The 21092-nt window shown below is 66.0% G+C and carries 13 protein-coding genes; 11 read left to right on the forward strand and 2 right to left on the reverse strand.

What is annotated here, in order from left to right:
• Positions 1 to 165: 165 nt before the first annotated feature.
• Positions 166 to 378, reverse strand: coding sequence for a hypothetical protein (locus ACQR1L_RS12710; protein ID WP_434858306.1), 213 nt, complete (start codon positions 376 to 378; stop codon positions 166 to 168).
• A 21-nt stretch (positions 379 to 399) separates the two neighbouring features.
• Entirely contained in the window at positions 400 to 1062 is a 663-nt protein-coding gene (gene otnC, locus ACQR1L_RS12715) for a 3-oxo-tetronate 4-phosphate decarboxylase (RefSeq protein WP_434858307.1), read from the reverse strand.
• A gap of 121 nt (positions 1063 to 1183) precedes the next feature.
• On the opposite strand from otnC, the gene ltnD reads away from it, so the two are divergent.
• From ltnD to ACQR1L_RS12770, 11 genes are all read left to right on the forward strand, one after another.
• Complete coding sequence (gene ltnD / locus ACQR1L_RS12720) at positions 1184 to 2098, forward strand: L-threonate dehydrogenase (protein ID WP_434858308.1); 915 nt, start codon at positions 1184 to 1186, stop codon at positions 2096 to 2098.
• Between the two features lie 31 nt (positions 2099 to 2129).
• Positions 2130 to 2912: a 2-oxo-tetronate isomerase gene (gene otnI, locus ACQR1L_RS12725; RefSeq protein ID WP_434858309.1), complete on the forward strand. Its 783-nt coding sequence runs from the start codon at positions 2130 to 2132 to the stop codon at positions 2910 to 2912.
• Positions 2909 to 4183 carry a 3-oxo-tetronate kinase gene (otnK, locus tag ACQR1L_RS12730; RefSeq protein WP_434858310.1) on the forward strand — a complete coding sequence of 425 codons (1275 nt, stop codon included), beginning with the start codon at positions 2909 to 2911 and terminating at the stop codon, positions 4181 to 4183. The genes otnI and otnK overlap by 4 nt, the downstream gene beginning before the upstream one ends.
• A gap of 250 nt (positions 4184 to 4433) precedes the next feature.
• The gene (locus ACQR1L_RS12735) at positions 4434 to 6461 is read left to right on the forward strand and encodes a methyl-accepting chemotaxis protein (RefSeq protein WP_434858311.1); all 2028 of its coding nucleotides are present in this window, start codon (positions 4434 to 4436) and stop codon (positions 6459 to 6461) included.
• A gap of 273 nt (positions 6462 to 6734) precedes the next feature.
• Positions 6735 to 8759 (forward strand): methyl-accepting chemotaxis protein, encoded by a 2025-nt coding sequence (locus ACQR1L_RS12740; RefSeq protein WP_434858312.1) that lies wholly within the window; start codon positions 6735 to 6737, stop codon positions 8757 to 8759.
• Between the two features lie 258 nt (positions 8760 to 9017).
• Positions 9018 to 11042 carry a methyl-accepting chemotaxis protein gene (locus tag ACQR1L_RS12745; protein ID WP_434858770.1) on the forward strand — a complete coding sequence of 675 codons (2025 nt, stop codon included), beginning with the start codon at positions 9018 to 9020 and terminating at the stop codon, positions 11040 to 11042.
• Positions 11043 to 11314: 272 nt separating this feature from the next.
• Entirely contained in the window at positions 11315 to 13021 is a 1707-nt protein-coding gene (locus tag ACQR1L_RS12750; protein ID WP_434858313.1) for a methyl-accepting chemotaxis protein, read from the forward strand.
• Positions 13022 to 13308: 287 nt separating this feature from the next.
• Positions 13309 to 15015 (forward strand): methyl-accepting chemotaxis protein, encoded by a 1707-nt coding sequence (locus ACQR1L_RS12755; protein WP_434858314.1) that lies wholly within the window; start codon positions 13309 to 13311, stop codon positions 15013 to 15015.
• Positions 15016 to 15252: 237 nt separating this feature from the next.
• On the forward strand, positions 15253 to 16929 hold the full coding sequence (locus ACQR1L_RS12760) for a methyl-accepting chemotaxis protein (protein ID WP_434858771.1): 1677 nt from the start codon (positions 15253 to 15255) through the stop codon (positions 16927 to 16929).
• 229 nt (positions 16930 to 17158) lie between these two features.
• On the forward strand, positions 17159 to 18835 hold the full coding sequence (locus tag ACQR1L_RS12765; protein ID WP_434858315.1) for a methyl-accepting chemotaxis protein: 1677 nt from the start codon (positions 17159 to 17161) through the stop codon (positions 18833 to 18835).
• Positions 18836 to 19107: 272 nt separating this feature from the next.
• Positions 19108 to 20799: a methyl-accepting chemotaxis protein gene (locus ACQR1L_RS12770; RefSeq protein WP_434858316.1), complete on the forward strand. Its 1692-nt coding sequence runs from the start codon at positions 19108 to 19110 to the stop codon at positions 20797 to 20799.
• Positions 20800 to 21092 lie beyond the last annotated feature (293 nt).

Below are 21092 nucleotides of genomic sequence, written 5' to 3' on the forward strand. Positions count from 1 at the left end.
GCCTCCTTCCGCAAGAGACTGACAGGGAATCAGACGTTCTTCCCGTATTCAACATCGATGTGTGAATACGGTAGCCCTCCAGGGGAGGGTGACAGCGGGGCTGGCCTCCGCGCTGCCGCCGCAGAAGCGCAAACGCGCGACAGGCTGCTTGATGTGACGTTCCAGCTAGCGCAACCTTGTCCCCAGCTTGGCGTGCGCCGCCGCCATCAGCATGCGCTCGGCGATGCCGCGCAACTCGGCGATCCCGATGCGATCGGTTTCGGCAAAGACCTCGTAGGAATCGGTCACGATGGGAAACCAGCGATAGAAGCGCGCCTCCTCGAACAGCACGCGGGCGGCGGCTTCGATCTCGGCGGGCGAAGGTGCAGGGTACTGCATGCGCGTCGGCCGCCGGTTCGATCAGTGATGATCGGTGTGATCGGGCAGAGTGAGGCCGAACACCTTGATGAGGTCGTCGACCTGCTGCGGCGACAGGTGGCGGGGATTGAGCCCGCGCAGCAGCAGATAGAGCTTGGCCGTCTCCTCCAGCTCCTCCATCGCGAACACCGCGGCCTCGAGCGAGTCGCCGGAGACGACGGGGCCGTGATTGGCGAGCAGCACGGAGGCGTATTTTCCGGCGAGACCCTTGATCGCGTCGGCCACCGCAGGATCTCCCGGACGATGATAGGGCACCAAAGCGGTCTGGCCGCAGCGCATCAAATAATATGGTGTCAGCGGCGGGAGGGCGGCGCGCGGGTCGATCTCCGGCAGCATCGAGAGCGCGACCGAATGTGTGGAGTGCAGATGCACCACGGCGCGCGCGGCCTCGCGGGTCTGGTACAGCGCCGTGTGCAGCGGCACCTCCTTGGTCGGCGCATCGCCGGAGACTAGCCTGCCGTCAGCATCGAGCCGCGACAGCCTGGCCGGATCGAGAAAGCCGAGCGAGGCGTTGGTCGGCGTCACCAGCCAGCCGCCATCGTCGAGCCGCACGCTGATGTTGCCGGACGAGCCGGGCGTCAGCCCGCGCTCGAACAGCGAGCGGCCGAACCGGCAGATGGCCTCGCGAATCGCAGTGTCCGCCACGGAGTCTTCCTCGTTCCCTCGATGCCTTGTCTCACGCTTTGGCAGCGTGGCCAAGCCGTGATACCCAGGGACGAACCGGGCCAACCGGACCTGTCCAGGAAACGCTTCGAGGATCTGCCGCATGTCGTCGCCATCGCAATTGAACGTCGCCGTGATCGGGCTCGGCTCCATGGGCTATGGCATGGCGACCTCGCTCAAGCGCGCCGGCTTCGCGGTGACCGGATGCGATGTCTCGGCGGAGGCGGTGGCCCGCTTCGTGGCCGAGGGCGGCAAGGGCGCGAAGAGCCCGGCTGAGGCAGCCGCGGGCGCCGACATCGTCGTGAGCGTCGTCGTCAATGCGGCGCAGACCGAAGCCATCCTGTTCGGCCCCGGCGGCGCCGCAGAGACGATGCCGAAGGACGCCGTGTTCGTGTCCTCCGCGACCATGGACCCGGACGTCGCGCGCCGCCTCGCCAGGCAGCTCGAGGCGACCGGCCGGCATTATCTCGATGCGCCGATCTCCGGCGGCGCGCAGCGCGCCGCGCAGGGCGAACTGACCATCCTGGCCTCGGGCAGCGCGGCGGCGTTTGCCAAGGCGCGTCCGGCGCTGGATGCGATGGCGGCCAAGCTTTATGAGCTCGGCGATGAAGCGGGCCAGGGCGCCGCGTTCAAGATGATCAACCAGCTGCTTGCCGGCGTGCACATCGCCGCCGCCAGCGAGGCGATCGCGTTCGCCGCCAAGCAGGGGCTCGATATCAGGAAGGTCTATGAGGTCATCACCGCCTCGGCCGGCAATTCCTGGATGTTCGAGAACCGCATGCCGCATGTGCTCGACGGCGACTACACGCCGCGCAGCGCGGTCGAGATCTTCGTCAAGGACCTCGGCATTATCCAGGACATGGCGCGCACTCACCGCTTCCCGGTGCCGGTCTCGGCAGCGGCGCTGCAGATGTTCCTGATGACGGCGGCCGCCGGCATGGGCCGCGACGACGATGCCTCGGTGGCGCGGATGTACGCCCAGGTCACCGGCACCACGCTGCCGGGCTCTTCCAAGTAACTTTGCAAGTAACAGCACGAGTTGTCACGCCATGCCGCGCTTTGCCGCCAATCTCTCGATGATGTTCACCGAGCATCCGTTCCTCGACCGCTTCGCCGCCGCAGCCAAGGCCGGCTTCACCGCGGTCGAGTTCCTGTTTCCCTATGATCATCCCGTCGAGGAGGTCGGCAAGCGCCTGCATGGCAACGGCCTGACGCAGGCGCTGTTCAACCTGCCGCCCGGCAGTTGGGACGCCGGCGAGAAGGGCTTTGCGGCGCTGCCTCAGCGCTTCGACGATCTGAAAGCAAGCCTGGAGACGGCGCTGCCCTATGCCAAGGCGACCGGCGTGAAGCGGCTGCACATGATGGCCGGAATCGCCGACCGCCACGATGCGAAGGCGGTGGAGGCTTACTACAAATCGGTGGCCTGGGCGGCGGAGTTCTTTGCGCCGCATGGCCTCGACGTCGTGATCGAGCCGATCAATCCGCGCAACGTGCCGGGCTATTTTCTCAATGACTTCGGCTTTGCCCGCGATCTGATCCGCGAGCTGAAGATCCCCAATCTCAAGCTGCAGTTCGACATCTATCACTGCCAGATCATCCATGGCGACGTCACGATGCGGCTGCGCGAGATGATAGACATCACGGGCCATATCCAGATCGCGAGCATCCCCTCGCGCAACGAGCCCGATGGCGAGGAGCTGAACTATCCGTTCCTGTTCGGAGAACTCGACCGGCTCGGCTATGCCGGCTTCGTCGGCTGCGAATACAATCCGCGCGGCCGCACCGAGGACGGGCTCGGCTGGTTCGAAGCCTACAAGGGAGTGAAGCCGTGACCTTGAAGCTCGGCTGCATCGCCGACGACTACACCGGCGCCTCCGACCTCGCCAACACGCTGACTCGCGCCGGCCTGCGTACCGTGCAGACCATCGGCGTGCCCGCCGCCGACCTCGCCTTGCCCGAGGTCGATGCGGTCGTGGTCTCGTTGAAGAGCCGCTCGATCGAGGCGTCGCTCGCGGTGGCCCGCTCGCGCGAGGCCGACGCCTGGCTGCGCGCGCGTGGCGCTGACCATGTCTTGTTCAAGATCTGCTCGACCTTCGACTCCACCGACGCCGGCAATATCGGTCCGGTCATGGACGCGCTGGCGGGTGATGCCGGTGACGGCATCGTGCTCGTGACCCCTGCGTTCCCCGAGACCAAGCGTACCGTCTATCAGGGCAATCTGTTCGTCGCCGGCGTGCCGTTGAATGAGAGCCCGCTGAAGGATCATCCGCTCAACCCGATGCATGACGCCAATCTGGTGCGCGTGCTCGCAAGGCAGAGCCGCCGCAAGATCGGCCTGGTCGATCTCGCCGCGGTGGTGCACGGACCCGAAGCGATCAGCCACCGACTCGCCGAACTGGCGGGGCAGGGCATCGGCGCAGCCATCGTCGACGCCGTGTTCGACGCCGATCTGACCGCGATCGGCGCGGCGGCCTTGCAGCACAAGGTTTCGGTCGGTGCCTCCGGCATCGGGCTCGGGCTGGCGCGGGCGCTGGTCGAGGCCGGGCACGGGCCTGCGCATGGCCTCGGCCATCACCACGACGCGCCGGTCGGCGGCCTCGCGGCGTGCCTGGCCGGCAGCTGCTCGCAAGCCACTCTGCAGCAGATCGCGCAGGCCGAGACGATCATGCCGGTCTTGCATCTCGACGCCGCGGGCCTGGTCGCCGGCCCCGACGAGGCGCGGCGCGCGCTCGCCTGGGCGCGCGAGCGTATCGGCAAGGGCCCGGTGCTGATTGCCTCCAGCGCGACGCCGGATCAGGTCAGCGCACTGCAGGCGAGGCACGGCCGCGAGGCCGCGGGGCACGCTATCGAGCAGGCGATGGCCGATCTCGCGGAGGGACTGATCGAGGCCGGCGTGCGGCGGCTGATCGTCGCCGGCGGCGAGACGTCCGGCGCGGTCGTTGACCGGCTCAGGATTCCCGGATTCCTCGTCGGGCCGGAGATCGCCGCGGGCGTCCCCGTGCTGCGCGCGATCCGCGCTCAGGGTGAGATGCTGCTGGCGCTGAAGTCCGGCAATTTCGGCGGACCAACATTCTTTGCCGACGCGCTGGGGTTGATGCGCTAGCGGCCGCATCGATGCGTTCCGGATTTCGGAACGCCGCGCGGGATCGCAAGGCCATCTGCATCATCCGTGAGCCCTCGAACGGTGCGGTCACATGCCGTGCCTCGATAAGCATCGGAGCGCACACAGAAAATGCAGAAGAATCTCGCGTGTGGAGCGCAAAGACACCCGTAAATTAACGGAGTAGAGGGACCTCACCTCTATACCACCCCTATGGGACCGCGGCGTGATGGGTCCTTCTGTGGGTAGGGCAATGAAACTGAATCGGATCGGCTACAAACTCGGACTTGCCGGCGCCATCGGCGCCACTCTCGCGGTCGGCATGATCGCCAACCAGATGATGGCCGAGAGGGCGGTCAGCCAGGCCAACCAGCAGGCCGAGCGTGCGCGGCTCGTGGTCGAAAGCGTGTTGTCGGCCAGCATCAACATGCAGCAGACCCAGCTCGGCGGCCGTTCGGCGCGGCTGGCGCGGGCGCCGGCCGATGCCGAGAAGGCAGCCGCTGACATTCAGCAATTCTCGACTGCGATGGTCGCCGACATTGACGCGTCCCTCACCAACGTCTCCACCGCCGAGGAGCGAGCCCGGCTGATCCGGCTCAAGGAGCTGATGACGAACTATGCCGCCGGAGCGGTCGATCTCGCCGAGGCGCAGAAGAAGCTGCTAACGCAGATCGAGAAGCGCAGCGCGGTGTCCAACGACTGGAACACCAGCCTGAAGGCGCTGCTCGCCTCGCCGGCGCTGCCGAACCTCGCCTTTCGCGAGCGGGTCGAGCGTCAGCTTCACGCCGCCGACGCCAAACTGAACTACATGCGTTCGCAGGCGTGGCGCTTCGGCATGACCGGCGACGCCGCGACCATCGCGACCGTGAAGCAGACCGTGCCCGGGCTGAAGAGCTCGCTGACCGATGCGCGCATGCTGGCCGACGATCGCGAGGTCCAGGCCACGATCGTCAAGCTCAACGGACTCGCGTCCGACTTCGTCGCGGCGAATGACGAGGTGGTGAAGACCGAGGGGATCAAGGAAGCCGTGCTGCGCGACCGCACGCTGGTCTATCTCGGCGAGGCCGGCCAGCTGATGAATGCGGCGATCCAGGACGCCCGCGCGCGCAATGCCAAGGCCAGATCCGACGCCGACCAGGTCGCCGCGCAGGCCAGCCGTATCACGCTGATCGTCGGTCTCGCCGTTCTCTTGTCGGTGATCGCGTCGGTCGTGTTCTCGTTCCTCGGCATCGCGCGGCCGCTGACGCGGCTCAATGCGGCGCTGGGCGAAATGGCCCGCGGCCGTCTCGACATCGTCATTCCCGGCGCGACGCGCGGCGACGAGATCGGCGATCTCGCCAAGACCGTGACGGTGATCCAGAGCAATGCCGAGGAGAAGGCGCGCGCCGAGGCTGAGGAGAAGAACGCGCAGGACGCGATCGCCGCGCGCCAGCGCAAGGCCGACATGCAGCGGCTGGCCGAGCAGTTCGAGGCGGCGGTCGGCGAGATCGTGAACACGGTATCGTCGGCGTCGAGCCAGCTCGAACAGTCCGCGACGACCTTGACCCAGGCGGCGACGCGGTCGCAGGGCCTGACCACGGCTGTCGCCTCGGCGTCCGAGGAAGCCACCACCAACGTGCAGTCGGTGGCGTCCGCGACCGAGCAGATGGCCTCGTCGGTCACCGAGATCAGCCGTCAGGTGCAGGAATCCGCACGCATCGCCAATGATGCCGTCGGCCAGGCCCGCACCACCACCGGCCGTGTCAGCGAGCTGTCGAAAGCCGCGACGCGCATCGGCGACGTCGTCGAGCTCATCAACACCATCGCGGGCCAGACCAACCTGCTGGCGCTCAACGCCACCATCGAGGCGGCGCGCGCCGGTGATGCCGGCCGCGGCTTCGCGGTCGTCGCCTCCGAGGTCAAGGCGCTCGCCGAGCAGACCGCGAAGGCGACCGGCGAGATCGGCCAGCAGATCTCCAGCATCCAGGCGGCGACGCAGGAATCGGTGTCCGCGATCAAGGAGATCTCCTCGACCATCGAGAAGCTCTCCGAAATCTCGTCGACCATCGCGGCTGCGGTCGAAGAGCAGGGCGCGGCGACGCAGGAAATCTCGCGCAACGTGCAGCAGGCCGCGCACGGCACACAGCAGGTGTCGTCCAACATCGCCGATGTCGAACGCGGCGCGGCCGAGACCGGTTCGGCTTCGGCGCAGGTGCTCGCGGCGGCGCAGGCGCTGTCAGGCGACAGCAGCCGTCTCAAGCGGGAGGTCGCGAGCTTCCTCGGCTCGGTTCGGGCCGCGTAGTCCGGCGCACCGAAGCATTAAACCGAATGACAAAGGCCGGGGCACCACCCCGGCCTTTGCTTTGTCTGACGTGGCCCCGACGCCCGTAATTGTCCGAGCTTCGCGTCAATCTGCCGCAGCAGCCCGCGCGCTTTCCCGTAGATGTCCGGCCGGCGGCGTTAAGCATTTCCCTACAGGCGAGTTCCAATTTGCCTATGTTAAAATTTTGCACATTGGCGCGGCGTCCTCGCTTTCGACCAGGTTTCGGCAGCGCCTCAGCAGAAAAAGCGAACAATGAAGTTCAATCGCATCGGATACAAGCTGGGGCTCGCCGGTCTGGCCGGCATGTTGCTGGCCATCGCCGCCCTGGTCAATCAGCAGATGTCGCAGAGCGTGGTCGATGAGGCCACCCGAAATTCGGACCGTCAGCTCGCGATCCGCAAGCTCGCTTTGACCGCGGATGCCGACCTGCGCAGCCTGCAGCTCGCCAATCGTGGCGTGCGGCTGGCGCGCAGCACGGCCGAGGTCGATAAGCTCCTGGATGACGAACACAAGATCGAGACGCGTTTGAGGACGGGTCTCGAAACGGCGCAGACCACTGCGGTCCGCCCGGTCAGCAAGGAGCGCTTCGGCAAGGTCCTCGCGCTCACGGCCGACTACCAGAAGGGCGCCGAGGAGATTGTCCGTATGCAGAAGGAGCTCATCGCGACCAACGCGCTGCGCGACACGCAGGCGGCCGACTGGATCAAGCAGTTCGATCTGCTGATCAAGCTGCCCGCGCTGAAGGAAGCCGCCGACGCGATGGCGCTCGAGCGCGACCTGCATGAGCTCAACACCGCAGGCACCGCGATCCGCACCAATGCCTGGCGCTATCTGGCCACGGGCGACGTGAAGTCCAAGGACGGCATGATCGCCCGTGCCAAGGAGCTCGATCAGAGCTTCGTTCAGATCATCGCGAGGGTGCCGCCGGCGGTGAAGCCGGAAATCGAGAAGCTGCGCGTCGATCTCAAGGCCTACATTGAGTCGTCGACCAAGGCAGCCTCGCTCGAAGAAGCCAAGACGAAGCTGCTGACTGAGAAGATGTTCCCGGTTGCCGACGAGGCCGGCAAGCTGATGACCGAGGCCGTTCAGGCCGCCGACAAGTTCTCGAAGGAAGCGAAGGAGCAGGCGCAGGCGGCGGAGGAGAGCGCGTCGCGCATCAACCTCGCGCTCTCGGTGGTCCTCGTGCTCGTGCTCGTCGGCTCCGTGACGTTCGGCTTCCTCGGCATTTCCCGTCCGATCGTCGCGCTCAACGGCGCGCTCGGCCGCATGGCGTCCGGCGATCTCGACATCCAGATCCCCGGTGCCAGCCGTGGCGACGAGGTCGGCGACATGGCCAAGAACGTCGTGATCATCCGCGAGAATGCCGAGGCCAAGGCGCGGGCTGAGGCCGAGCAGAAGGCCCAGGCGGATGCGATCGCCGCGGAGCAGCGCAAGCGCGACATGCACAATCTGGCTGACTCGTTCGAACGTTCGGTCGGCCAGATCATCGAGACCGTCTCCTCGGCCTCGACCGAGCTGGAGGCCTCCGCGGGCTCGCTGACCCATACCGCCGAACGCTCGCAGCAGATGGCCGTGACCGTCGCGGCGGCCTCGGAGCAGGCGTCCACCAACGTCCAGTCCGTCGCCTCGGCGACCGAGGAGCTGTCGTCCTCGGTCAACGAGATCAGCCGCCAGGTGCAGGAATCAGCCCGCATGGCCACCGAGGCCGTCAGCCAGGCGCGTCAGACCAATGATCAGGTCAGCGAGCTGTCGAAGGCCGCTGCGCGGATCGGTGACGTCGTCGAGCTGATCAACACCATTGCCGGACAGACCAACCTGCTCGCGCTGAACGCGACCATCGAGGCGGCGCGGGCGGGCGAGGCCGGCAAGGGCTTCGCCGTCGTCGCCACCGAGGTGAAGGCGCTGGCCGAGCAGACCTCGAAGGCGACCGGCGAGATCGGCCAGCAGATCGCCAGCATCCAGGCCGCGACGCAGGAGTCGGTGAACGCGATCCGGACCATCTCGGGCACCATCGAGCGGCTGTCAGAGATCTCGTCGACGATCGCGGCCGCGGTCGAAGAGCAGGGCGCGGCGACGCAGGAGATCTCTCGCAACGTCCAGCAGGCCGCGCAGGGCACCCAGCAGGTCTCGTCCAACATCACCGAAGTGCAGCGTGGCGCCAGCGAGACCGGCACCGCCTCCTCGCAGGTGCTGTCGGCGGCGCAGACGCTGTCGACCGACAGCAACCGTCTGAAGCTCGAAGTCGGCCGCTTCCTGCAGACGGTGCGGGCCGCGTAAGCCAGCCGGCTTCGTCACGGCACTCGAGATCCAAGCGGCCGCAGGCGAAAGCCTGCGGCCGCCGTCGTTTGGCGGCGAGCGAGCTAGGGTCCTGGATGCCTTGCGCGCCGGTCGCTCGGGCTGTCCGCAATTCTACGGACCCCTTACTTAAGTCTTTCTAGAACTCTGAATTCGAAATTAGTTCCCGACGGGAACATTTTTTCTGCGGACGGAAACGGACGTTCCAGCCTCAGAGTTCAGAAGGCAGTTGACCACATGATGAAGCTCAATCGCATCGGCTATAAATTGGGGGCGGCCGGACTTGCCGGCGTTCTCCTGTCCATCGGCATGTTGTTCAATCAGCAATCGGGGCAGGGCGCGGTCGAAGCGGCGATCAAGGCGGCCGAGACGCAGAATACGATCCGCAAGAACGTGCTGATGACGGATGCGGATCTGCGCAATCTGCAGCTTGCGAACCGCGGCGTGCGCATGTCGAAGACCGCCGCCGAGGTCGACGGCTTTCTGAACGAGGAGCAGCAGGCCGTCGCCAAGATCGGCAAGAATCTCGACACAGCCATCGCGCTCGCGCAACGGCCGGAAAACAAGGAGAGGCTCGGCAAGATCAAGTCTCGTGTGCTGGACTACATGCAGGCCGCCGAGGACTTGGCCCGGTTGCAGAAGCTGATTCTCTCGATGCAGGAGACCCGCAACGTCGTCTCCGGCGATTGGCGCAAGCAGATCGATGCGCTGCTCGGATCTGCCGCGGTGAAGAACGCCGCGGAGGGGGCCGAGATCGAGAAACATGTCTATGCCGCCGACTCCGCGATGACCTCGGTGCGCGCCGCGGCGTGGCGCTTTGCAGCCACCGGCGAGCCCGCGCTCAAGGATGAGATCACCAAGCGTTTGAAGATGGCCGGCGACGAATTGGCGTCGGTGTCTCCGAAGCTGCCGGCATCGGCTCAGGCCGATATCGAAAGGCTGCGCGGTCTGCTCAAGAGCTATGGCGACTCGGTGGCGCAGACGATCGCCGCGGAGGAAAACAAGAACAAGAGCGTGCTGGAAAAGGCGCGCCCTGCTGCAGCCGAGGCCTCCAAGCTGATGGCCGAGGCCATCGCGTCGGCCGAGAAGCTCGCCGCCGAAGCCAAGTCCTCGGCCGATACGGAGCTCGAGAGCGCGGGCCGGCTGGCGCTGCTGCTGTCCGGCGTGATGCTGCTCGTGCTGGCAGGCTCGGTCGCCTTCGGCTTCCTGGGCGTGGCCCGCCCGATCACGCGCCTCGACGGCGCGCTCGGCCGGATGGCCTCGGGCGACATCAACATCAGCATTCCCGGCTCCAACCGCGGCGACGAGATCGGCGACATGGCCAAGAACGTTGTCGTGATCCGCGAGAATGCCGAAGCCAAGGCACGCGAGGAGGCCGAAGCCAAGGCCATCGCCGACCACAAGGCGGCCGAGCAGCGCAAGCGCGACATGTATCAGCTCGCCGATGCCTTCGAGGCGTCGGTCGGCCAGATCATCGGCACGGTGTCATCCGCCTCGAACGAGCTCGAAGCTTCGGCGAAGACGTTGACCTCGACAGCCGAGCGCTCGCAGCAGCTCGCCATCACCGTGGCCTCGGCGTCGGAGGAAGCGTCCACCAACGTGGCGTCGGTGGCGTCCGCGACCGAGGAGCTGTCGTCCTCCGTCACCGAGATCAGCCGCCAGGTGCAGGAATCCGCGCGCATGGCGGTCGGCGCCGTCGAGGAGGCGCGTCGCACCAACGAGCAGGTCAGCGAGCTGTCCAAGGCCGCCGCGCGCATCGGCGATGTCGTCGAGCTGATCAACACCATCGCCGGCCAGACCAACCTGCTGGCGCTGAACGCCACCATCGAGGCGGCGCGCGCGGGCGAAGCGGGCCGCGGCTTTGCGGTGGTCGCCACCGAGGTGAAGGCACTGGCGGAGCAGACCTCGAAGGCCACCGGCGAGATCGGTCAGCAGATCGCCGGCATCCAGGCCGCGACCCAGGAATCGGTCAACGCGATCCGGGCGATCTCCGGCACGATCGAGAAGCTGTCGGAAATCTCGTCGGCCATCGCGGCGGCGGTCGAGGAGCAGGGCGCGGCGACGCAGGAGATTGCGCGCAACGTGCAGCAGGCGGCAGCCGGCACCGAGCAGGTTTCGTCCAACATCACCGACGTGCAGCGCGGCGCGACCGAGACAGGATCAGCCTCCTCGCAGGTGCTGTCCGCGGCGCAGATGCTGTCCGGTGACAGCAACCGCCTCAAGACGGAAGTCGAGCGCTTCCTGGGGACGGTGCGGGCGGCTTGATCAAAGCGCGCCTGCGATGATGCGAAGGGCGTGGCCACTGGCCGCGCCCTTTTTATTTTGAGCCGAGCTCGTAGCGGACCGCTGCTCCGGCGCGACACGTGTGGCTCCTCTGGAGCTCCGTATTCTCCCGGAGGGAGTCCTACGGATCACAGTTAATACAATCGTCGTGGTGATCGAGAGACATTGGCCGGGTTCCGCCAATGATGCCGGTGAGCGCTTTTCTTGCGGCTAGACAGCCGTTGCAGCGACTCATGGCTCTGATGAGGTCTTCGATGTCGCTGTTGTCCCGCTTTCGCGTTCTCACCAAGATTCTTGCCATCGTCGTGTTGATGGCGGCCGTCGCCGGCATCATCAGCTGGTTCGCCATCAGCGCGCTGGAGAACGTTGCCGAAGGCGCTGCCGCAATGAAATCCGCGGCTAATCGCGCCCTGATGGCCGCGCGCGTCAACCAGAACGTGGTTGCATTGAATCGCGCTGAATTCCGCGCGGCGCTCGATCCCCGTTCGGAAAACCGCGAGGCGGCACTCAAGGCCGTAGAGGAGCAACGCAAGCTGTTCGTCGAGCGCCTCGATGAGGTCGCCAAGACCAATGACGATCAGGCGCGCGCGATGATCCCCGACGTCCGCGTACTGTACGACGAATACGTCAAGAGCATGGAGGAGACCTTCCGCGTCGTCACCGCAGCCAAGGACATGCAGCTCAACGAGCAGACCGAGAGAATGCGCGATGCCGCGATGAAGAGCCGCGCCAATTCCGAGAAGCTGCAGTTCAAGGTCGCCGAGGTCGCCAACCGGTTGAATGCGCGCGTCGAGAATCTCGCCAAGGCGGCCGAGGAGGAGTACGAGAAGACCGCGCGCATGCTGGTCACGGTGGCGCTCGTCGGCATCGTGCTCGGCCTGACGCTGGGCTTCGTCATCGGTCAATACGGCATTGCCAAGCCGATGCGGGCGCTGGTCGCCGTGCTGCAGCGCATGGCCAAAGGCGAAGAGGTTGCAATCTCCGGCGAGGGACGCGGCGACGAGATCGGTGAGACCGCCCAGGCTGTCAACGAGATCAAGATCATGCTGGCCGAGAAGGCGAAGCAGGAGGCCGAGGCCAAGGTCGCCATGGACAAGATGATGGCCGAGAAGCGCCGCGCCGAGATGCACCAGATGGCCAACGGCTTCGAGCAGGCCGTCGGCCAGATCGTCGACACCGTGTCGCATGCCTCGACCGAGCTCGAAGCGTCGGCGACCTCGCTGAGCTCGACGGCGTCGCGCTCGCAGACGCTGGCGACCACCGTCGCCGCCGCCTCCGAGGAAGCCTCGACCAATGTTCAGTCGGTTGCGTCCGCGACCGAGGAGATGTCATCCTCCGTCAGCGAAATCAGTCGCCAGGTGCAGGAATCCGCGCGCATCGCGAGCGATGCCGTCGATCAGGCGCGCCGCACCAATGAGCGGGTCGGCGAATTGTCGAAGGCGGCAACGCGCATCGGCGACGTCGTCGAGCTGATCAATACGATCGCCGGCCAGACCAATCTGCTGGCACTCAACGCCACCATCGAGGCGGCGCGCGCCGGCGAAGCCGGCCGCGGCTTCGCGGTTGTCGCTTCCGAAGTGAAGGCGCTCGCCGAACAGACGGCCAAGGCCACCGGCGAGATCGGCCAGCAGATCGGGAGCATCCAGGCGGCGACCCAGGAGTCTGTCGGTGCCATCAGGGAGATTTCCGGCACCATCGAGAAGCTGTCTGAAATCTCCTCGGCCATCGCCGCGGCGGTCGAGGAGCAGGGTGCTGCAACGCAGGAGATCTCGCGCAACATCCAGCAGGCCGCGATCGGCACGCAGCAGGTGTCGGCGAACATCGCCGAGGTCAGGCGCGGGGCCGGCGACACCGGCTCGGCCTCGTCGCAAGTGCTGTCGGCCGCGCAGATGCTGTCGAGCGACAGCAATCGTCTGAAGCTCGAGGTCGGCCGCTTCCTGGAGACGGTGCGCGCCGCCTGATCGCCAGGACGTCGGCATTCCTTCAACGAAGGGCGTGGCCACCGGCGACGCCCTTCGTTCTTCGAGCAGCTTGCGAGTACCGCCCAGGCGGACGCCATCGAGCGTCGTTCGCGCTCCCCGCGGTTTCCCGGACGGAATTCTACGGCGCGCAATTTTAATCAATTTACGGTGCGCGCGACATCAGACTGGCTCGGTTCCACATCCGCCGATGGTGCCGGATAGACGCGTGTTGGCACGGTTCGACCGTTCCTTGTCTGCCGCATCAGAGAGCTCCGACGAGGTCATCGATGTCGCTCCTGTCCCGCTTTCGCGTGCTCACCAAGATCCTCGCCATCGTCGTGCTGATGGCCGCCGTCGCCGGCACGATCAGCTGGTTCGCCATTGGCGCACTTGAATCGGTCGCAGAGGGCGCCCTTGCGATGAAGGCCGCGGCCAACCGTGCGCTGCTGGCCGCCCGCGCCAATCAGAACGTCATCGCACTCAACCGTGCCGAATTCCGTGCCGCGATCGACCCGCGCAATGAGAACCGCGAAGCCGCGCTGAAGGTCGTCGAGGAGCAGCGCAAGCTGTTCGCCGAGCGCCTCGACGAGGTCGCCAAGACCAAGGACGATCAGGCCCGCGCCATGATCCCCGATGTCCGCGCGCTCTACGAGGAGTACGTCAAGGGCATGGAGGAGACGTTCCGCGTCATCACCGCCGCCAAGGACATGCAGCTCAACGAGCAGACCGAAAAGATGCGCGACGCTGCGATGAAGAGCCGCGCCAATTCCGAGAAGCTGCAATTCAAGATCCGCGATGTGGCGGACCGCCTGAACGCACGCGTCGACAATCTCGCCAAGGCGGCTGACGAGCAGTATCAGCAGACCTCGCGCATGCTGATCATCGTCGCGGGTCTCGGCATCGTGATGGGCCTCGTGCTCGGCTTCGTCATCGGCCAGTACGGCATCGCCAGGCCGATGCGGGCGCTGGTCGCCGTGCTGCAGCGCATGGCCAAGGGCGAGGATGTCGCGATCTCCGGCGAGGGGCGCGGCGACGAGATCGGCGAGACCGCGCAGGCCGTGAACGCGATCAAGGTCATGTTGGCCGAGAAGGCGAAGCAGGAGGCCGAAGCCAAGATCGCGATGGACAAGATGATGGCCGAGAAGCGCCGCGCCGAGATGCACCAGATGGCCGATGGCTTCGAGCAGGCGGTCGGGCAGATCGTCGGCACCGTGTCGCATGCCTCGACTGAACTGGAAGCCTCGGCGACTTCACTGAGTTCGACCGCGGCGCGCTCGCAGACGCTGGCGACGACGGTCGCTGCCGCGTCGGAGGAAGCCTCGACCAACGTGCAATCGGTCGCGTCGGCCACGGAGGAGATGGCCTCTTCCGTCAGCGAGATCAGCCGGCAGGTACAGGAATCCGCACGCATGGCGAGCGATGCCGTCGAGCAGGCGCGCCGCACCAACGATCGCGTCGGAGAACTGTCGAAAGCGGCAAGCCGTATCGGCGACGTCGTCGAGCTGATCAACGCCATCGCCGGACAGACGAACCTCTTGGCGCTCAATGCCACCATCGAAGCGGCGCGCGCCGGCGAGGCGGGACGCGGCTTCGCGGTCGTCGCCTCGGAGGTCAAGGCGCTCGCCGAGCAGACTGCGAAAGCGACCGGCGAGATCGGCCAGCAGATCGGCAGCATCCAGTCGGCGACCCAGGAGTCCGTCGGCGCCATCCGGGAAATCTCCGGCACCATCGAAAGGCTGTCGGAGATTTCCTCGGCGATCGCCGCCGCCGTCGAAGAGCAGGGTGCCGCAACCCAGGAGATCTCGCGCAACATCCAGCAGGCGTCGATCGGCACCCAGCAGGTGTCGTCGAACATCGCCGAGGTGCAGCGCGGCGCCAGCGAGACCGGCACGGCCTCGTCACAGGTGCTCTCGGCCGCGCAGATGCTGTCCGGCGACAGCAACCGGCTGAAGGTCGAGGTCGATCGCTTCCTCGATACGGTACGCGCGGCCTGATCGCCGCGCGTCCTTGGTCCTGGCTCGGCGCGCGGCCGTGAGGTCGCGCGCGGCTCTGCACCTCCGTGGGCCTAAAGGCCGGTTAATTCGGTTCCATACCGGGCAACTACGATCCCGAATGTTAATGATCGTTTTAATGCCTTCTGGCCAATTGTTCGTAGTTCCCAGTCAACCGTCGCTGCCTGCGCACCGCAGGGGCTTCTACCGCCTCAGAGGACTCGTATGCTCTCGTTTCTGATGAACATGAAGACGTCGCGCAAGCTCGGCGCGGGCTTCCTCCTGACGATCATCGTCTCGGTTGTCGCCAGCTTCATCACCTGGCAGAACCTGAGCACGCTGGCGCAGAACAACGCCTGGACCGTTCACACCTATCAGGTCATCGACCAGACCAAGGCGCTGGTCTCCGCGATGGTCGACGCCGAAACCGGCGTGCGCGGCTTCCTGGTCGGCGGCACCGACAATTTCCTCGAGCCCTACAAGAACTCCGACGCCGCCTTCAAGAAGGCGCTGACCGAGGTAAAGCAACTGACCTCCGACAATCCGGCGCAAGGACGCCGTTTCGACGAGATCGCGAAGGCCGCCGCCGGCTGGCGCCAGGACGTGGCCGAGAAAGAAATCGCGCTGATGCGCAATCCGCAGACGGTGCAGGATGCGCGCAACCTCGAGGCCTCCGGCGCCGGCAAGAAGTACATGGACGGCCTGCGCGCCCTGGTAAAGGAGGTCATCGACGCCGAAGCCTCGCTGCTGCAGACGCGCGCCGACGCAGCCGACGCCGCTCTGGCCTCGTCGAAGACGGCGATCATGACCGGCGGCATCGTCATGGCTCTGATCGCGGTGCTCTCGCTGCTCGTGATGAATTCAGCCGTGACGCGCGGCATCACCAGCATGACCGCGGCGATGGGACGGCTGGCCAACAATGATCTCAGCGTCGAGATTCCCTATTCCGATCGCCGCGACGAAGTGGGCGAGATGGCCCGGGCCGTGCAGATCTTCAAGGACAACGCGATCCGTGTCCAGGCGCTCGAGGCCGAGCAGAAGGAGACCGAGCGTCGACAGGCCGAGAATCGCCGCCGCGACATGATGGATCTCGCCGGCCGCTTCGAGCAGACCGTCGGCGACATCGTCAATGCCGTGTCCACCGCGTCGGGCCGGCTGGAAGGCTCCGCCAACACGCTGCGCCGCTCCGCGGAGCGGTCTCAGGAGCTGGCCACCACGGTGAGCTCGGCCTCGGAGCTCGCGTCGAGCAACGTGCAGTCGGTCGCTTCCGCGACCGAGGAGCTGTCCTCGTCGGTCACTGAAATCAGCCGCCAGGTGCAGGAATCCGCACGCATGGCCAATGAAGCCGTGAGCCAGGCGCGGCGCACCAACGAGCAGGTCAGCGAACTGTCCAAGGCCGCCGCGCGGATCGGCGACGTGGTCGAGCTGATCAACACCATCGCCGGCCAGACCAACCTGCTGGCGCTCAACGCCACCATCGAGGCGGCGCGCGCCGGCGAGGCCGGCCGCGGCTTCGCGGTCGTCGCCACCGAGGTCAAGGCGCTGGCCGAGCAGACCTCCAAGGCGACCGGCGAGATCGGCCAGCAGATCTCCGGCATCCAGAGCGCCACTCAGGAGTCGGTCGGCGCCATCAAGGAAATCTCCGGCACCATCGAGCGGCTGTCGGAGATCGCCTCGACCATCGCCGCCGCGGTCGAGGAGCAGGGCGCCGCGACCCAGGAGATTTCGCGCAATGTCCAGCATGCCTCGCAGGGCACCAAGGACGTCTCGACCAACATCATCGAGGTGCAACGCGGCGCCAGCGACACCGGGTCGGCCTCGTCGGAGGTGCTGACCGCGGCGCAGGCGCTGTCGTCCGACAGCAACCGGCTGAAGTCCGAGGTGAGCCGCTTCCTCGACACCGTGCGCGCCGCCTAAGCTCAACTCCCAACTGTCGACAGCAGGGCGTGGCCGCAAGGCCGCGCCCTTTTGCTGTTTGCCGGCAGCTCGCCGGCCCCGACCCATGCGCTCATCGCAGAGGACCCGTGATTTAGCGGGCGTGCCGGGCGATCTTTAACCTACATTAATTCCAAATCGGAGAATGTTCGCACCGTTACAACTTTTTGTTCATCGATATGGAACCTATAACGTGCTCAGCAATCTTCGCATGGTTTTCAAGGTCGGTCTGATCGCTCTTTTGATGGGCGCGGCGATGATCGGCCTGGTCAGCTACATGTCCAGCCAGATGTCGGCCATCGACCTGGCCTATACTGACGTCGTGAAGCGCGTCGATGCTTCAACGGTGCTGCTGGTGCGCACCAGCCGCCGCGCCGAGACCTATCGCGCATCGGCCTTCGAGTTGCTCACGGAGACCACCCCGGCCGGCAATGCGCGCCTGCTCAAGGCGTCGCAGGAGACCGCGAAGCAGGTCGTGGATGCGCTGACGAAGCTGAAGACCGATCTGCCGGAGAAGGCGGCGGGGATCGGCAAGACGGCCGACCTGTTCAACAAGGCGTTCGCCGCATGCGGCCCGGGAATTCAGGCGGCGGCCGCCGCCGATACATTGGAGCTCAACGCCAAGGCCGCCGAGAAGCTGCGCGGCGAATGCAGCGCCGATCTGAAGATCGCCGTCGATCAGGTCCTCGAAGTCGCCCGCGAGGCGATCGAGTTCTCGGAAGCCAAGGCGCGCGAGCAGCATGACAGCGTCATCGCGGGCACGCGCACCACGCTGATCATGGCGGTCATCGCGACCATCCTGGCGATCGGCGCGGCGCTCGCAGCCGGCGTGTTCGGGATTGCCCGGCCGATGCAGGCGCTCGCCGAGGTGCTGCAGCAGATGGCGCGTGGCGAGTCGCCGGCGATGGTCGGCCTCGCGCGCAAGGATGAGATCGGCGACACCGCGCGCGCCGTCGAGGGCGTCGGCAAGATGCTCGCCGAAAAGGCCCGCCTGGAGGCCGAGGCCAAGGTCGAGCAGGATAAGAAGGCCGCGCAGCAGCGCCGGGCCGACATGCAGAGGCTGGCCGACAGCTTCGAGGCTGCCGTCGGCGAGATCATCGAGACGGTCTCGTCAGCATCGACCCAGCTTGAATCCTCCGCCACGTCGCTGTCGTCGAGCGCGGGCCGTTCCAGGCAACTGGCCACCACGGTCGCAGCCGCCTCCGAGGAAGCCTCCACCAACGTGCAGTCGGTGGCGTCGGCGACCGAGCAGCTGTCGTCGTCGGTGACCGAGATCAGCCGCCAAGTGCAACAGTCGGCGCGGATGGCGGGCGAGGCCGTCGGTCAGGCCCGCTCGACCACCGATCGCGTCGGCGAGCTGTCGAAGGCCGCGACCCGCATCGGCGATGTCGTCGAACTGATCAACACCATCGCCGGCCAGACCAACCTGCTGGCGCTCAACGCCACCATCGAAGCGGCACGCGCCGGCGAGGCCGGTCGCGGCTTTGCCGTGGTCGCTTCCGAGGTGAAGGCGCTTGCCGAGCAGACCGCCAAGGCCACCGGCGAGATCGGTCAGCAGATCGGCAGCATCCAGTCGGCCACCCAGGACTCCGTCAGCGCCATTCGCGAGATCTCCGTCACGATCGAGAAGCTGTCGGAAATCTCATCGACCATTGCGGCCGCTGTGGAAGAGCAGGGCGCGGCGACCCAGGAGATCGCCCGCAACGTGCAGCAGGCCGCGGCCGGCACCGGCGAAGTGTCTTCCAACGTCGTCGAGGTGCAGCGTGGCGCCACCGAGACCGGCAGTGCCTCGTCGCAGGTGCTCTCGGCGGCGAAGTCGCTGTCGGCCGATAGCAGCCGTCTCAAGCTCGAGGTCTCACGCTTCCTGCAAACCGTTCGCGCTGCGTGATCGCGACGCGAGTCCGCACGGATCCGTCACGTCGGGAACGGCGGCAGCACCGTGGTTGCCGCCGTTTTTCGTGGATCGCGGTTCAGGAGGGACAAGCGAACGACACAACCTGTGCATTTGGATCAAAAGCTCCGTAGTTGCCCGGTTGTGCCACTTTATCCTGAGTTAATCAAAGACAGGGACAATTGTCCCATAGCGACCCGAATTATTAGTCATGCCAGCGCCGGTGTGACCCTCTCGGCCATCATCGTCGATTGAAAGCCCCATCCGCCATGCGTAAGAACTTGCCTGTCACCAACGTCGAGTATCCGATTTCCGATGACACCCTGATCGTGTCGAAGACCGACACCAAGGGCAAGCTGACGTTCTTCAACGAGGATTTCGTCAAGGCCGCCGGTTTCACCGAGGCCGAGCTGATGGGCCAGCCGCACAACATCGTGCGTCATCCCGACATGCCGCCGGAGGCGTTCGACAATCTCTGGAGCACGCTGAAGGCTCGCCGTCCCTGGGTCGGCGCGGTCAAGAACCGGCGCAAGAACGGCGACTATTATTGGGTGCTGGCGACGGCGTCGCCGATCTGCAAGGACGGCCAGGTGGTCGGCTATACGTCGGTCCGGACCAAGCTGCCGGCCGATCAGCGCGCCGAGGCCGAGCAGGTCTATGCGGCAATCCGCGAGAAGAAGCCGCACAATTATCGGATCGATGACGGCGTCGTCCGCCGCCGCTCGATGTTCGATCACCTCGCGATGTTCACTGGCACGATCGCGTCGCGGCTGCGGACCCTGGTCGGTCTGCAGACGGTGTTCCTCGTCGTGCTCGGCGCGATTTCGTTCGGCGAGGGCGGACTCGGCGGCATGAGCGCCGCTGCGATCGCTGCGGCCGGCGTCGTGCTGTGCGGTTTAGTCGGCATACGCACGATGAACGTGATCACCGGCCCGCTCGATCATCTCAACGAGACCATGGAGAGCATCACGCAGGGCAAGCTCGACACCCGCATGCGTATCGATCGCGACGACGAGATCGGCCGTGCCCTGCGCAATCTGCAGACGGTTCAGACCATGGTTCGCTTCAACGCCCGCGAGCTGAAGGAGCAGGAACAGCGCGCCACGGTGCAGCGAAAGCAGGAGATGGCGAGCCTCGCTGAAAGCTTCGAAGGCGCCATCGGCAACATCGTCGAGACCGTCTCGTCAGCCTCGAGCGAGCTGGAAAGCTCGGCGAACTCGCTGTCGGGGACCGCGATGCGTGGACAGGAGCTGTCGACCACGGTCGCTGCGGCCTCCGAGGAAGCGTCGGCGAACGTCCAGGCGGTCGCGTCGGCGACCGAGGAGCTGACCTCGTCGGTGAAGGAGATCAGCCGTCAGGTGCAGGAGTCCGCGCGCATCGCCTCCGACGCCGTCGAGCAGGCGCGCCGCACCAATGACCGCGTCGGTGAACTGTCGAAGGCCGCGACCCGCATCGGCGACGTCGTCGAACTCATCAACACCATCGCCGGCCAGACCAATCTGCTGGCGCTCAACGCGACCATCGAGGCCGCGCGCGCCGGCGAGGCCGGCCGCGGCTTCGCCGTCGTCGCCTCCGAGGTCAAGGCGCTGGCCGAGCAGACCGCCAAGGCCACCGGCGAGATCGGCCAGCAGATCTCCGGCATTCAGGGTGCGACCCAGGAATCGGTCAGCGCCATCAGGGAGATTTCGTCCACGATCGAACGGCTATCGGAGATTGCCGCGACCGTGGCGGCCGCGGTAGAGGAGCAGGGCGCAGCCACCGCGGAGATTTCGCGCAACATTCAGCATGCCGCCACGGGCACGCAGGAGGTCTCCTCCAACATCACCCAGGTGCAGCGCGGCGCCACCGAAACCGGCGACACGTCGAACCAGGTCCTGACCGCGGCGCGCCAGCTCTCCGGCGACAGCCATAAGCTCAAGCAGGAAGTCAGTCGTTTCCTGCAGTCGGTGCGGGCCGCCTGATGTGATGGCGAGGGGCGCCATCAGGAGCACCCAAGTACGTTGATCGAACAGCCGCTGCACCGGCTCGGGGCACTCGCAGCCGTGTAGCGCCGCTGTTTGTTGCGCTGCATTGCGACCGATTCGCATGGGGCGGTCGCAACGTGGCAATTTGTCTACACTCTGTTTACCAACCAGAAAGATCCTGCTGGCGCCATAATCCCGCTAAGGTGCAAAGGTTCCTTGCAATCGACACTAGTTCAACCAGCGGTACTGAGTTGTGGTGAGTCGTGTGAAAGCGTACGGACCCTCGAGAA

Source organism: Bradyrhizobium sp. HKCCYLR20261 (assembly GCF_051168435.1).
GTDB lineage: Bacteria > Pseudomonadota > Alphaproteobacteria > Rhizobiales > Xanthobacteraceae > Bradyrhizobium.

Excerpts from the sequence above, each read along its gene's own strand:
- ACQR1L_RS12710 (WP_434858306.1), bottom strand. The coding sequence starts at position 378 with ATGCAGTACCCTGCACCTTCGCCCGCCGAGATCGAAGCCGCCGCCCGC.
- ltnD (WP_434858308.1), top strand. The coding sequence starts at position 1,184 with ATGTCGTCGCCATCGCAATTGAACGTCGCCGTGATCGGGCTCGGCTCC.
- otnI (WP_434858309.1), top strand. The coding sequence starts at position 2,130 with ATGCCGCGCTTTGCCGCCAATCTCTCGATGATGTTCACCGAGCATCCG.
- ACQR1L_RS12735 (WP_434858311.1), top strand. The coding sequence starts at position 4,434 with ATGAAACTGAATCGGATCGGCTACAAACTCGGACTTGCCGGCGCCATC.
- ACQR1L_RS12740 (WP_434858312.1), top strand. The coding sequence starts at position 6,735 with ATGAAGTTCAATCGCATCGGATACAAGCTGGGGCTCGCCGGTCTGGCC.
- ACQR1L_RS12745 (WP_434858770.1), top strand. The coding sequence starts at position 9,018 with ATGAAGCTCAATCGCATCGGCTATAAATTGGGGGCGGCCGGACTTGCC.
- ACQR1L_RS12750 (WP_434858313.1), top strand. The coding sequence starts at position 11,315 with ATGTCGCTGTTGTCCCGCTTTCGCGTTCTCACCAAGATTCTTGCCATC.
- ACQR1L_RS12755 (WP_434858314.1), top strand. The coding sequence starts at position 13,309 with ATGTCGCTCCTGTCCCGCTTTCGCGTGCTCACCAAGATCCTCGCCATC.
- ACQR1L_RS12760 (WP_434858771.1), top strand. The coding sequence starts at position 15,253 with ATGAACATGAAGACGTCGCGCAAGCTCGGCGCGGGCTTCCTCCTGACG.
- ACQR1L_RS12765 (WP_434858315.1), top strand. The coding sequence starts at position 17,159 with ATGGTTTTCAAGGTCGGTCTGATCGCTCTTTTGATGGGCGCGGCGATG.
- ACQR1L_RS12770 (WP_434858316.1), top strand. The coding sequence starts at position 19,108 with ATGCGTAAGAACTTGCCTGTCACCAACGTCGAGTATCCGATTTCCGAT.